The organism is Anaerofustis stercorihominis DSM 17244, from assembly GCF_000154825.1.
Lineage (GTDB): Bacteria > Bacillota > Clostridia > Eubacteriales > Anaerofustaceae > Anaerofustis > Anaerofustis stercorihominis.
In genome coordinates this window covers 833,384-848,299 of record NZ_DS560019.1, presented here as the reverse complement: position 1 = coordinate 848,299, position 14,916 = coordinate 833,384, and the positions used below count along the sequence as shown (strand labels likewise).

11 protein-coding genes and 1 pseudogene are annotated in these 14,916 nt (G+C 33.1%); 11 read left to right on the top strand and 1 reads right to left on the bottom strand.

The features are described 5' to 3' along the window. Positions 1 to 38: 38 nt before the first annotated feature. Positions 39 to 752: a hypothetical protein gene (locus ANASTE_RS11980; protein ID WP_148344976.1), complete on the top strand. Its 714-nt coding sequence runs from the start codon at positions 39 to 41 to the stop codon at positions 750 to 752. On the opposite strand, the gene ANASTE_RS08825 is transcribed toward ANASTE_RS11980, so the two are convergent. After that, positions 749 to 1,207 carry a hypothetical protein gene (locus tag ANASTE_RS08825; protein WP_007050669.1) on the bottom strand — a complete coding sequence of 153 codons (459 nt, stop codon included), beginning with the start codon at positions 1,205 to 1,207 and terminating at the stop codon, positions 749 to 751. The genes ANASTE_RS11980 and ANASTE_RS08825 overlap by 4 nt on opposite strands. A 10-nt stretch (positions 1,208 to 1,217) precedes the next feature. Between ANASTE_RS08825 and ANASTE_RS08820 the strand changes: the two genes are divergently transcribed. The 10 genes and pseudogenes from ANASTE_RS08820 (at position 1,218) to ANASTE_RS08780 (ending at position 14,805) form a co-directional block, all read left to right on the top strand. Next, the gene (locus tag ANASTE_RS08820) at positions 1,218 to 1,601 is read left to right on the top strand and encodes an FILTED domain-containing surface protein (protein WP_459552725.1); all 384 of its coding nucleotides are present in this window, start codon (positions 1,218 to 1,220) and stop codon (positions 1,599 to 1,601) included. Positions 1,602 to 1,804: 203 nt separating this feature from the next. Next, complete coding sequence (locus ANASTE_RS08815; protein ID WP_007050666.1) at positions 1,805 to 2,542, top strand: tRNA1(Val) (adenine(37)-N6)-methyltransferase; 738 nt, start codon at positions 1,805 to 1,807, stop codon at positions 2,540 to 2,542. Beyond that, on the top strand, positions 2,517 to 3,386 hold the full coding sequence (locus tag ANASTE_RS08810; protein ID WP_007050665.1) for a DNA-3-methyladenine glycosylase family protein: 870 nt from the start codon (positions 2,517 to 2,519) through the stop codon (positions 3,384 to 3,386). The genes ANASTE_RS08815 and ANASTE_RS08810 overlap by 26 nt, the downstream gene beginning before the upstream one ends. A gap of 3 nt (positions 3,387 to 3,389) precedes the next feature. Further along, positions 3,390 to 4,034 (top strand): HAD family hydrolase, encoded by a 645-nt coding sequence (locus tag ANASTE_RS08805; protein ID WP_007050664.1) that lies wholly within the window; start codon positions 3,390 to 3,392, stop codon positions 4,032 to 4,034. Positions 4,035 to 4,074: 40 nt separating this feature from the next. After that, complete coding sequence (locus ANASTE_RS12125) at positions 4,075 to 4,218, top strand: hypothetical protein (RefSeq protein ID WP_181965799.1); 144 nt, start codon at positions 4,075 to 4,077, stop codon at positions 4,216 to 4,218. A 41-nt stretch (positions 4,219 to 4,259) separates the two neighbouring features. Then, positions 4,260 to 4,817 carry a manganese efflux pump MntP gene (locus tag ANASTE_RS08800; RefSeq protein ID WP_007050663.1) on the top strand — a complete coding sequence of 186 codons (558 nt, stop codon included), beginning with the start codon at positions 4,260 to 4,262 and terminating at the stop codon, positions 4,815 to 4,817. A 71-nt stretch (positions 4,818 to 4,888) separates the two neighbouring features. Continuing rightward, positions 4,889 to 7,525, top strand: a complete 2,637-nt coding sequence (locus ANASTE_RS08795) for a calcium-translocating P-type ATPase, PMCA-type (RefSeq protein WP_007050662.1) — start codon at positions 4,889 to 4,891, stop codon at positions 7,523 to 7,525. Between the two features lie 202 nt (positions 7,526 to 7,727). Then, a pseudogene (locus tag ANASTE_RS08790) lies at positions 7,728 to 9,191 on the top strand (extracellular solute-binding protein). Positions 9,192 to 9,220: 29 nt separating this feature from the next. After that, positions 9,221 to 13,162, top strand: a complete 3,942-nt coding sequence (locus tag ANASTE_RS08785; RefSeq protein WP_007050659.1) for an ATP-binding protein — start codon at positions 9,221 to 9,223, stop codon at positions 13,160 to 13,162. Between the two features lie 587 nt (positions 13,163 to 13,749). Next, entirely contained in the window at positions 13,750 to 14,805 is a 1,056-nt protein-coding gene (locus ANASTE_RS08780; protein ID WP_007050658.1) for a CHAT domain-containing protein, read from the top strand. The last annotated feature ends 111 nt before the right edge of the window (positions 14,806 to 14,916 follow it).

Below are 14,916 nucleotides of genomic sequence, written 5' to 3'. Positions count from 1 at the left end.
AAAAACGTTGAGGTGTAGATATGAAAAAGAGAAAAGGGATGAAAAGTTTAGTAGCGATAATGATAAGCGTGTTACTTGTACTGCAGTGTGCGGGACCTATATTCGCAGCGGAAGAAATAATAGAAGAAACATCTAAAGTAAGTGAAGAAGTTATGGATAAGACAGCTAAAGAAGTAAAAGAAGAAGCTGCTGAAGAAAAAGCCGAAGCAGAAGAAGCTAAGGAAGAAGAAAAGACAGAAGTAAAAGAAGAAGCAAAGAACAAAGAAAAAGAAGCTTCTAAAGAAGAAGTAAAAAAAGAAGTAAAAGCAGTTAAAGGTACAAAGAGCGTAAAAGAAGCAAAAAAAACCAGCGAACCTTGTACTATCACTTATGTGATGGACGAAGAATACTTCGATGTATACAGCTTCAACAAAGGACCTGCGGACGCAAAGACATACACCGAAGAAAAGAACAGGATAACAGGTTTCGGAGCGTTTTACAAAGACAGAGAAACAAACAAATATATGTTTGATGTAACCATGACATTATTGAATGACGCGGTAGGAACATTAAACGGAAAGAAAGTTACATTCCCTGCAGGAACTATCGTATCTGTAAGAAGCGAAAGATATGACGGTACTTTTGAAGCAAAAGTAAACTACAGTACGGAAGGCGAAGGAAAAGGTTTCGGATATACAACATTCGATGAAGGACAAAATATCAGGATATTGGTTACACCTTATTATACGATAAAATACTCAGTAAACTTCTAAGCCGGAGAAAACGGGAAATTAGAAGGACAAACTGCATTTGAAGACATCAATAAAGGAAGCGAATTCAAGAACGTAGTAAAAGTTCCGACACCCGTAGCGGAAGAAGGATATGAATTTTCACACTGGGAAGAAGGACTTCCGGAAGAAGGACACAGAGTAAGAAGCGACGAAACATACAAGGCAGTATTCGAAGCAAAGAAAGCGGCTGAACCTGTAGTACCTGAAGAACCAAAAGATGAAAATAATACACCTGCACCTGATGATGAAGAATTCATAACACCCGACGATGAAAATAATACAAACGGCGAAGATGTTGTAGTAACTACAACGACTACAACAGTAAAGACAACAACTGTAGAAAGAAATAATGATGGAGCATCGGTTGGAACATCAGCAGCAAACACAGGAAACGCACAACCGGCAGCGGCAGCAAATAATAATACGGCAGTAAACAATAACGTAGCAATAAATGATAATCAAACACCGTTAGCAAGCGGAGCGAACGCAGGGGAAGCAACAACAATAAATGATAACGAAACACCGCTTGCGAATGCTGAACAAACAAACGCAGGAAGCTTTGCATTAGTAAATATATTGTTAGCAGTACTAAGTATAATATCAGCAATGGTAATGGGACTTAAGGGAATGAGAAGAGAAGGCAAGATGAGCATGACAGCAGCAGGCATCGTTTTAGCGATAGTAAGTGTAGCGGTATTCTTCTTGACACAAGACTTAAGCGGAAATATGGTAATAGCTGATATGTTCACTGTAGTGATGGCAGTTATAGCAGTGGTACAGATAGCGGTTGGATGTATGATGAACAGAGAAGAAGCAAAGGAAAACAGATAGGAAAAAGAAGTAATAGATATTAGATATAAAAAGGAGCCTGTACTAAGGCTTCTTTTTTTGGGGTAAAAGAAATTTTTTATTAGAGTGTATTTAAGGTAAGGTTTTTTTATATATTGATTAGTTTAGAGAAGGTTTAAATTAAAATCATTTATTTTATATTATCTATCCTTTGTGTTATAATATTTTTAACTTAGGAGAGGATTATGAATTTAAGACTTGATGATCTGCAGATAAAAAATTATTATATATATCAAGACACCGATAGTTTTTGTTTCGGTGTAGATGCGGTTTTGCTTGCCAATTTCATGGCAAAGTTCATTAAAAGAAACGATAAATTAATCGATCTTTGCTCAGGCAGTGGTATCATACCTATACTCATATATGCAAAAAGAGAAAATAAAGATATAACCATGGTTGAAGTAAATAAAGATATGTGTTCAGTTGCAGAAAAATCTCTTGAATATAATAAAATAGATACTATTAATATTATCAATAACGACTTAAATCAATTGGACAAATCTTTATATAATAAATTTGACAGTCTTTCGGTAAACCCTCCCTATTATAAAACAAACAGTGGTATAATAAGCGAAAATGACAATAAAAAAATAGCACGACATGAAATATTATGTAACTTTGATGATATAGCAAAGGTTTCCTCAAAATTGCTTAAAGATAAAGGTAAATTTTTTCTGGTTCACAGAACAGACAGGTTCGAAGAAATACTTCTTACATTGAATAAATATAGACTTACGGTAAAAGATGTAAAATTTATCTATCCTAAAAAGAATAAAAATTCTAATTTATTTCTTTTAAAAGCAGTAAAAAACGCAAAACAATCGATGAATATACTGCCATCGCTTATAATGTACCAAGATAACGACCAATATACAAAAGAATTTATGGAGTATTATTATGAAGATAGAACAAGTAAACAATGATATCATTTTAACCAAAACCGATCATTTTAATTTAAAGAAAACATTTGAATGCGGACAATGCTTCAGATGGGACGAAATAGAAAAAGATGAATTCATAGGAGTAGTAAACGGAAAAGTAATACATATAAAAGAAAATAATGGAACTTTTACTTTCTATGATACGACAGAAGAATATTTTAATAATGTTCTGGTAGATTATTTTGATTTCAATTTAGATTATAACGAGATAGATAAAAAAATCAGTACAGATGAACATATCAAAAAGTGTATTGAATACGGTAATGGCATAAGGATTTTAAAACAGGATTTATTCGAAACTATTATCTCTTTTATAATTTCAGCCAATAATAATATACCGAGGATAAAAAAAATAATAAGCGATTTATGTGAAAGATACGGCAAAGAAATAATTTATAAGGGAAAAAGTTATTATTCTTTTCCTTCTTATGAAGATTTAAAAGATATAACACAAGAAGAATTCCACGAACTTAAAATGGGATTTAGAGATAAATATTTGGTAGATGCTATTTCAAAAATCAACTCAGGAGAAATCGACCTTGATACAATAACAAATATGGAAACTGCCGAAGCAAAAAAGGAACTGATGAAAATAAAGGGTGTGGGAGAAAAAGTTTCGGATTGTATATTACTATTTTCTCTTAAAAGATTAGAATTATGCCCTATGGACGTTTGGGTTAAAAGGATATTTGAAACCAGATACGGACTCACCGATTTAACATTTGAAAATGGATTTAACCTCGCAAAAAATAACTGGGGTGAATATGCGGGTATAGCACAACAATATTTATTCTATTATGAAAGAGAAACTTCTAAGGAGAAATAATTTATGAATAATAAATTACTTATATTTGATTTTGACGGAACACTGGTAAACTCACTTCCCTTATGGCAAAAAGTAGATAAAATCTTCTTTAACCAAAGAAGAGGCATAAACTATTCAAGTGAGGATATTGATTTCAGACCAATGAGTATAGAAGAAGCTGCTATAGAAGCAAAAAATTTCTATGGAATAAAAGATAGTATAGAAAGTATAATGAATGAATGGATAGAAATCGTAGACGGACTGTATCTTACAGAAAATATACTGAGAAATGGTGCCAAAGAACTGATTTCAAAGGCTAAGAAACAAAATTATAAATTAGCTGTAGGTACCAACAATACTATAAGACTTGTTGACGGTTTTTTAAAAAAAGAAGGAATCAAAAAATATTTTGATTTGATTTTGACAGCGAATGATGTTGAAAACAGTAAACCTGCTCCCGATATTTTTTTAGGCATTGCGGATAAATTAAAAGTAAAACCTGAAAATTCTATTGTAATAGAAGATTCTCTTTCGGGAACGACAGCGGGAAAAGCTGCAAATATGTTTACATATACGATAAAAGAAGATGAAAGTTTGGAACATAAAGATGAAATACTTAAAATAACCGACAAATATATCTACTCATTAAGTGAAGTGGAATTATTTTAATTTATAAATGTAAATTAAATGTAAAATAAAAACAATATCTTTGACAAAACATAATGATTATGGTATAGTATTCCAAAATAAGGGAGTAATCGACGCATGGCGTAATAAGGTCAACATCCTGGAATCAAACAAATTCCTGGCTTTATTTGAAACGATGAGACTTATCTGTTATAAAGACGGATAAGTCTCTTTTTTTATCTTCTTTATTTAAAGAAAGGAAATATCATGAGTTTATGGGAACTATTCATCATCGCAGTAGGACTTTCAATGGATGCATTCGCAGTTTCGATATGTAAAGGACTTTCAGTAGAAAAAATAACTATAAAACATCCAATCAAGGCAGGATTATATTTCGGAGGATTTCAGGCATTAATGCCGCTGGTCGGATATTATTTGGGATTTCACTTTAAAGATTTAATAACGAACTTCGACCACTGGATAGCTTTTATGCTATTAGGTTTTATAGGAATTAATATGATTTTGGAATCAAGAAATATCGATGAAGATTTAAATAATAAGTTTGATTTTAAAACAATGCTTACTTTAAGCATTGCTACAAGCATAGATGCTCTTGCGATAGGAATTACCTTTGCATTTCTAAAAGTCAATATTATTCACGCAGTATTACTAATAGGAGCAACAACCTTTATTTTATCCATAATAGGAATAAAAATAGGTAATATATTCGGTCTAAAGTACAAACAAAAAGCTGAAATGTTTGGAGGTGTGATATTGATTTTAATGGGACTTAAAATATTACTGGAACATCTTGGAATACTTTAAAATTTAAAGTGAATAATTAAATATAGAATATAGAATTAAAAAGTTAACATATAAAAATACGGAGGATATTTATGAAAGAGTATTTACTTAGCATACTTGACGTACTTAAAAACTTAAATACGACAGAAGACGGATTAACAAGCGGTGAAGCTAATAAGAGAGCTCAGACACACGGAAAAAACAAACTTATCGAAGGCAAAAAAATATCTATCTTTAAAAGATTTATTAATCAGCTCTTAGACCCAATGATAATTATTTTGATAGTAGCCGCAATAGTATCGGGAATAACTGCCGCATATGCCGGAGAATCTTTTGCGGACGTAATCATTATAATGATAGTAGTAATAATCAATGCAGTTCTTGGTGTAGTGCAGGAAAGCAAGGCAGAAAAAGCAATAGATGCACTTAAAGAAATCGCAGCTGCTACTTCCAAGGTCATCAGAGACAATAAGCAAATAACGATTAAAAGCGAAGATTTAGTACCGGGAGATATCATTATCTTAGAAGCAGGCGACGCGGTTCCCGCGGACGGAAGAATAATAGAATGTGCAAGTATGAAAATCGAAGAATCTGCATTGACCGGGGAGTCCGTACCTGTTACAAAAACCAAAGATGAAGTAGAAGCTCATGCAAACGGAGATGTTCCATTGGGAGATAGAAAGAACATGGTATATATGGGCAGCTCCGTAGTTTACGGAAGGGGTAAAGCAGTGATTACCGCTACCGGTATGGACACCGAAATGGGTAAAATAGCAGATGCCCTTGCAAAAGCAGAGGATAATGCAACGCCTCTTCAAAAGAAATTAACACAGCTAAGTAAAATACTTAGCATTTTAGTCCTTGGTATTTGTGCGATAATTTTTGCAATAGATATATTTAGAGTTTATCCTAATGTAACAGGCGAAGCAATGCTTGATACATTCATGGTTGCGGTAAGTCTTGCCGTGGCAGCTATACCGGAAGGACTCGCCGCGGTGGTAACAATAGTCCTCTCTATAGGTGTTACAAATATGTCTAAAAGAAACGCCGTTATCAGAAAACTAACCGCTGTTGAAACGCTTGGATGTGCTTCTGTTATATGCTCGGATAAGACAGGAACCCTAACACAAAATAAAATGACTGTAGTGGAACACTACGGAGAAGATGAAAATTTAATTGCAAAAGGCATGGCTCTTTGCTCGGATGCAGAACTTGATGAAAATAATTCTGCAATAGGTGAACCGACAGAGTGTGCATTAGTTAACTTTGCTTATAAACTAAATCTAAATAAAAATGATTTAAAAGAGGAATATCCTCGTATAGGAGAAGCTCCATTTGATTCTTTAAGAAAAATGATGAGTACCGTTCATAAAACCAAAAAAGGTAAAATCATTCAATTTACAAAAGGGGCTCCGGATGAAGTATTGAAAAGATGTAATAAAGCTTTATTAGACAGCAAAGAAGTTGATATAAATGAAGATATTTTAAATAATATCCTAACTCAAAATAAAAACATGGCTGACAGAGCTTTAAGAGTCCTTTGTATCGCAATGAGAACTTGGGATAATGAACCTGATAATTATGATGCAAGTAATCTCGAAAAAGATTTATGTTTTGTGGGACTGACAGGAATGATCGACCCGGTAAGACCTGAGGTAAAAGATGCGATAGTAGAATGCAGGAATGCAGGTATCAAACCTATAATGATTACCGGAGACCATAGAGATACCGCTGTAGCCATTGCAACGGAGCTAGGCATAATAAAAAATAAAGATGAAGCTATTACGGGAGCGGAGTTGGATGAAATATCAGACGAGGAGCTACCTAATAAAATAGAACATTATGCGGTATATGCAAGAGTCCAGCCGGAACATAAAGTAAGGATAGTAAAAGCTTGGAAAGATAAAGATAAAATAACAGCAATGACAGGAGACGGAGTCAATGACGCTCCTTCTATCAAGAATGCGGATATCGGAGTTGGTATGGGAATTACCGGGACGGATGTTACAAAGAATGTAGCAGATATGGTATTGGCAGATGATAACTTTGCAACTATCGTTTCCGCTGTGGGAGAAGGAAGAAGGATTTACGATAACATCAGAAAATCAATTCAATTCCTGCTTGCTTCAAACTTATCGGAAGTTTTATCTATATTCATTGCAACTTTGCTTGGATTTACAATATTAAAGCCTGTTCATTTATTATGGATAAATCTTATTACCGACTGCTTCCCTGCTCTTGCTCTGGGAATGGAAAAAGCAGAAAGCGATATAATGAAACGTCCGCCAAGAGATTCTAATGAAGGGATTTTTGCAGGAGGAATGGGAGCGAATATAGCTCTGCAAGGGATAATGGTAACTGTAATTACTCTTTTAGCCTACTTTATAGGTCATTATATGGAATCGGGAGTATGGGAAATCGTAAACAGTGCCGACGGAATGACCATGGCATTTTTAACTTTATCTATGGCTGAGATTTTCCACTCATTTAATATGAGATCACTCGATAAATCTATATTTAATATAAAAGGTCAAAATAAATATTTACTTTTTGCAATGCTGGCTTCCCTAATATGCACAACAGCGGTAATATATGTACCTTTCTTATCCGGCGCATTTGGATTTGAACATATTTCAATAATGGAATACGCAGTATCTATACTTCTTGCGGTTCTTGTCATTCCTATAGTTGAAATAAGTAAATTGATCAAAAGAAAAGCCCATAAATAATAATAAAAAAAAGACTTGCTTAGAGAAATTTTTTTCTTTGCAAGTCTTTTTTATATTTCTAATATATATGTGAAATATGTATATAGATACCAATAATTTCCATTATTAAGCGAAACCTCAACTGTTTTTGTTGTAGCTTGAGGCAAAAAAATGTATAATAAAATTATATTTACCAAAACAAATTAAATAAAGGGGAATTAAAATGAAAAAAAGAATAACGGCACTAGTAGTTTCTATGCTTCTTATTTTTGGAGCTTTGACGGGATGTAAAAGTAACGATAATCCTGCAGGAGTTAAACTCGATCCGAGCAATCCCGTAACAATAACCGTTTGGCATTATTATAACGGAGCTCAAAAAGTTGCATTTGACAACATGATAAAAGAATTCAACGAAACTGTTGGATTGGAAGAGGGGATTTTTGTTGAAGGACATAACCAGGGCGATGTTACACAGCTCGAAGACAGTGTTATGGCATCAATAAATAAAAAAGTTGGAAGTAAAGAAATTCCCAATATTTTTGCTTCATATGCCGATACAGCTTATGAAATAGAAAAAAAAGGATACTTGGTGGATTTAAATAAATATATGTCTAAAGATGATATTGATTCATATGTAGATTCATATATTGAAGAAGGCAGGATAAGCAGCAATGCAGACGAGCTTAAAATATTCCCTGTAGCAAAAAGCACAGAAATATTTATGTTAAACAAAACAGCTTGGGATAAATTTTCAAAAGCTACGGGAGCAAGCCTTGAAGAACTTAAAACTAAAGAAGGCTTAGTTAATATTGCAAAAGAATATTACGAATGGATCGATTCGCTGACTCCAAATGTTAAAAATGACGGAAAAGCTTTTTACGGAAGAGATGCGATGGCAAATCTGTTTATAATAGGTTCTATGCAAAACGGAGATGAACTTTTTAAAGTTGAAAATCAAAAAGTATCATTAAATATAAATAAAGAAAACATGAAAAAAATATGAGAATTTTATTATGTTCCATATGTTAAAGGCTATTTCTCATCTTACGGAAAATTCCGTTCCGATGATGTGGCTATAGGTGAAATAGCGTCTTTAACCGGATCTACTACATCAGCTAACTATTTCCCTGATAAAGTAGATAATAACGGAAAATCAAGCAAAATCGAAACGATAGTTCTAGAAGACCCTAAATTCAAAGATGGTAAAGACTATGCAGTACAGCAAGGTGCGGGAATGGTAGTAACAAAAAGTACGGAACAGGAAGAATACGCATCGGTTGTTTTCTTAAAATGGTTCACGGAAGAAGAAAGAAATATCAACTTCTGCGGAGACAGCGGATATCTTCCGGTTAAAAAAGATGCTAACAACATCGATTCATTTAATAAAGTTATCAAGGAAAACAACATAAATCTAAATGACAAAGTAAAAAAGACCATGGACGTAGCATATGATACACTAAAAAATAATACCCTCTATACAAACAAAGCATTCGACGGCGGAAGAAATGCAAGAAAAGTATTGGAATATAACTTATATGACTTAGCTATCAATGACAGAAAAGAAGTTGAAAAAGCACTAAAAAACGGTAAGAGCTTAGAAGAAGCGACAAAAAAATATACTTCTGACAAAAATTTCGAAAAATGGTATGAATCATTCAATAAGGCATTAAAGGATAGCGTAAAATAATAAGTTAAAAATAAACTTTTGAGGGCATTATGAAGAAGAAAAGATCAATATTTAATCAAATACTATTTCCATTGATAATTCTTATTTTCATACTTGTTTTTGCTTTATATATTGCTCTATACATAAGCGGAACACCTAGTATTTTAAATCAAAATTCCGTACAGATATTGAGTCAAACAACAGAGAATAGGAAAATCATATTAGAAAATAATATGGTTCAGCAATGGTCGAATCTAAAGGAAGAAATCAAAGATGTAAATTCCAATTTAGATAAAATACTTAAAAATAACCATACAAATTTAAAAGCATTCTTAAAAGATAAATCTTTGCAGAACGAATTATTTGATTCGTCTTCAAATACCCTCATATCAAACTTAAGAAAAAACACGGTTAATGGTTCTTTTATAATCCTTGCAGATACGAGAAACAAGAAAAGCGTACCGGGGATTTATTTAAGAGATGCCGATCCGGAAAACGATCCTGTGGATTATTCAGATATAACCATGGTAAGAGGAAGCTCAACACTTTCTCATAAATTAAAAATACCTTTTGATATCCCATGGGAATCATCTTTTAATATAAGCAGCAATGATGAAACGTTCAGCAATGAATTCTTTTATAAGCCTTTTAATGCAGCAAAAGAAAATCCTGAACTTGGATATCAAAATTTGGGTTATTGGTCTAAACCATTCTATTTAGAAGGTGAGAAAGAGGCAAATAAAAGTTATCAAATGATCACATATTCCGTTCCTCTTATATATAAAGGACAGGTATATGGAGTTGCGGGTGTGGATATATCTATTTCTTATCTTCATTCTATATTACCCTCAAGAGAGCTCGATTTAAAGAATTCTCATCAAAGCGGTTATTTATTGGTATTGAAAGACGAAAACAATAATTGCAAAGTTTTGACAGCATCCGGCGCGAGTGCTTCTCAAGTACAAAACATCAACAATTCATTTTCTTTAAAAAAAGAGAATACCTCAGATAACTTTTATAAACTTAAAGATATAAAACTGCATGATTCGGAAGTTTACGGAACATTATTAGATTTGAATCTATACAATACCAATACTCCTTTCTCCTCAGATCAGTGGGCATTGATGGCTATAAGCACCGATAATCAATTATTTGGAATATCGAATAATTTGATGAGAACCGTAACCATAGTCATTATACTTTGTCTGATAATTGGTCTTGGTGCAATCTATCTGACATCTACTTCAATTACTAAACCTATCATTAGATTGGCTCAAACTATTAAAACAAGCGATGAAAATAAACTCAATGAATTTCCTATTTCAAATATAGAAGAAATAGATGAACTTTATAACGTTATAAGCGACTTGACTCATAAACAAAAAGAATCGGAAAATCTAATTATAGAAGAAAAAAGCAGATATCAAGCGGCACTTGAAAGCAGCACTCAAACGATATTCGAATATGACGCTCTAAAAGATATTGTATATGTTTATTACGAATTTAAAAATAAAGATGACGAAAACAGCAGTTTGGAACCTTCGGTAACAATTGAAAACTGCAAAGAAGCTTTAAGGAATAAAGATTATATCTATGATGAAGATAAATACATAATTGATAAGTATATAATTGATGATTTAGGTTATATTCATACTGATTTCAGAGGCAAACTAGGTAAAAATCTAGAAGATTTTATTTGGATAGAGTTAAGAGGAAAAGCTATTTATAATAACAACGAGGAACTGATCAAAATCATCGGGAGCATGAGAGATATTGATGATGAAAAGAAACAAGAGTTAAAAGAAATAGAAAAACAAAGAAGAGATCCTCTAACCGGATTATTCAATTGGAATGAAGGAATCAAACTGATAGAAAATGAATTTAGTATTTTAGAACATGGAACGATTTTAATATTCGATTTGGATTATTTTGAAAACATCAATAATAATCTGGGTATCGTTATCGGAGATGTAATACTTGAAGAAAGCGGTCATATTTTAAGTTCGGTAATTTCCAATAATGATATAGCCGTAAGGTGCGGAGGAGATGAATTTTTACTTTGGGCTCAAGACAAAAATGCCGATGAAGCTTTAAATATAGCAAGAGAGTTTACCGATAAATTTAATAGTACCTTTAAAGACTTAAATGTTCAAACAGGATGCAGCACCGGGATATATTATATAGAAAATACTGAAGAAACTTCGGTAGAAGATGCAATAAATAATGCAATGAAAGCATTAAAATTTGCTAAAGATAAAAAAATGGGCGAAGTAGAAACATATGCCGCTCTTCCCGAAACAGAAAAAAATAATAATATAGATTTAACTAATACATTCGGAGATATACTTGGTGTTAATTATGCAAATGATATAAGTATTGCATCACTTATATTCAATATGTTTGATAAAACAAACGACTTAAGAAAGATAATGCCGGTCCTTTTAATGAAAGTCGGAAAGTACTTTAATTTAGACAGCATAATAATGACATTTGCCGAACAAGATTTTTATAGCAGTTATATACCTTTCCAATGGCATAACGATAATCATAAAATATCAGAAGAAATAAGACATTATTCAAAAGAAGATTTTCTTAAACTAAGCAGTAAATTAATGACTAAACCTATTAAATATGAAGTAAATAATGAATTAATGCCTCTCGAAAAAGATTTCTTTAGAATAGAAGAACATACAAGCGGAGTTTGCTATCCATTAATAAACGATGAAAACTATATAGGAAGCATATCCTTCAATTTAAAGGATGAAACAAAAAATATAGAAGATAAAGATAACAGCAGCTTATATGAAATAGTTAAGATAATTGCTACAAACATCGGAAAATCTCGTTCAGACTCTGCAAGTAAAGCAAAGAGTGATTTCTTATCAAGGATGTCACATGAAATAAGAACACCTATGAATGCTATAATCGGTATGACCAATATTGCAATGGAAGAAAACGGGCTAAAAAACAGCACCAAAGAATACCTTGAAAAAATTAGCACCTCATCAGAATACCTTCTTTCCATAATCAATGACATATTAGATATGTCCAGAATCGAAAGCGGTAAGATGAAATTATCACCTTCCAATTTTAGTTTAACTAATCTTATCGATGAAGTAGAAACCTTGATACGACCTCAAGCAGAAGATAAAGAGCTTAACTTTAATGTAAAAGCCAATGTTAACGATGATGTTCTATACGGAGATTACATGAGAATAAATCAAATTCTTATAAATCTTCTTGGGAATGCTATAAAATTTACACAGTCAAAAGGAAATATATTGCTTTGTGTACGTGAAGAAGATTATAATGACAAACAAAGCAAAGTTACATTTATAGTAAAAGATGATGGTATCGGAATAAGCAGTGAAAATAAAGAAAGAGTTTTCCATGCATTCGAACAGGCTGAAGATGATACTTCCATTCATTATGGAGGAACCGGATTGGGGCTTGCAATATGTAATAACCTTGTAAAATTAATGGGAAGCAATATAGAACTGGAGAGTGATTTAGGTAAAGGAAGTACATTTAAATTTACATTGATACTTGAAAAATCCTCTGAAGATAAACTTAAAAAGAAAGAAAATAATAATATTGATTATGACTTTTCCGGCAAAAAGGTTTTACTGGTTGAAGATAATGACTTAAATATTGAAATTGCCAAAACTATACTGGAAATGAATAAGTTTATAGTAGAAGTTGCGGAAAACGGACAGATAGCGGTAGATAAATTTAAAGAGTCTGCAGTCGGATATTATGATTTGATTTTAATGGATATCAGAATGCCGATAATGGACGGGTTGACGGCAACAAAGACCATAAGAAACCTTGATAAAGCCGATGCAATCACCGTACCTATCGTTGCAATGTCTGCAAACGCATTTGATGAGGATATGAAAAAATCAATAGAAAGCGGTATGAACGGACATATCTCGAAACCTATAGATTTAAATAAACTATATTCTCTACTGGGAGATTTACTTTGTAAATAATAAAAAAAGACCCTATGTAATGGTAGTATCCCATAAGGAAACATTACAAAACTTATGACTTATGCCAGGTAAACGGAAAAAACAAAAAATGCTATGCAAAAGGTTCGCCGATTGCATGGCATTTTTTTGTTTTTAAAATATCAAATATGAGTTTTTCAGTGTTTCAACGGAACGCGCAGCCATCACCGAAGGTGATGATCTCAGGGGTTTGGGGACATGTCACCAACAAGCATTTAGCAGGAATTCTGGGAACGGAAATCCTGCTAAATACGCAATCTTACGTAAGATTGCATTGCTTGCCATTTGTATCGTGAATTCCTTATACTACCGGTTATCAGGAATTCTAAGTTATCAGGAACCTGTTGAAAGCATCCATATTTCATAAGGGATTACGGCAAAAGGGTTCCTGATAACTTTTTTGTTTTTCCTGATTTATGCCAGCTATATGAAAAATCAAGGGATTTTGAATTCCTGATAACTTTTACCTGTTAACAAAACGTTATGTTGAAAACAATAAGTAGCCGATGTTTGTTTTTATTGAATTCGTTACGGCTAAATTGTATAATTAAAAAGAAGGAGGGTGAAATATGTCGCAGCTTGATACATATAGAAATACCATGATTAGAAAGCGGGAGGAACTGGCCAAACTGAATCAAGATTTGGCTAAAGAACAGGCAAAAATATCTCCATTGCAAAAGAAAATCATTTCTGCCCAAAGTATGATTGACCGTACCAAAAGCCAGTCTACCATCAATACTAAATATAAAGAAATTCAACGTGCAAATAAATCTATTTCGGACATTCAAAAAAAGTGTGGGGACTTACAGAAAAAGATTGCCCAAAAGGAGAAGGAATTAGCAACTGCAGAAAAAAATTTTAGAAATGAAGAAGCTAAAGTTAATAAAAAGAATCTTGAAGCAGAGAAGAAACGTCAACGAGAAATGGAGCGCCAAGCGGCCGCTTTTGAGCAATCATTAAACGAATACGGAACTGTCCAAACAAATATGCAGATGGAAATTGAACGCCTAAAAGCAATACCGGAAAAAATCACAGTTTTATTTCTGGCTGCTAATCCAAAAGATACTCAAAAGTTGTCTCTTGATGAAGAAGCACGATCAATCCAAGAAAAAATACGACTTTCAGAGTATCGTGACTCTATTCATTTTGAAAGTCGCTGGGCTACTCGTTCATCAGATATATTGCAGGCAATAAATGAGACAAATCCAACAATAGTCCATTTCAGTGGCCATGGAAGCATGTCAGGGGAACTTGTATTGTTAAATCCAGATGGCAGTACAAAGATGGTTACAAAGGAGGCAATTACCATGGCCATGTCAACTGCCTCCGATACAATACGATTAGTGGTTTTTAATGCATGCTTTTCTGAATCGCAGGCAGTCAGCGTTGTTGAACATATAGAAGCCGCGATTGGAATGTCTGAATCAATTCGGGATGATACTGCTTGTACATTTGCGGCCCAACTCTACTCTTCGATAGGATTCGGACGTTCATTGCAGGTATCTTTTAATCAGGCAATAGCTGAATTGCTGTTAGAGGGAATTCCTGGTGAAAATATCCCCCAAATTTACGCTCGTGATGATGTGGATCTTAATGATATGATACTTGTCCGTCCCGATGTTTAAGTTATCTCATACACGAAATCAGATAAAATAGTTTTTAAGAATTATCAGAGGATTTTCAAGATTTTAATGGAACATTAACTTTGAATCCTCTGATAGTTTTTTTGATTATTC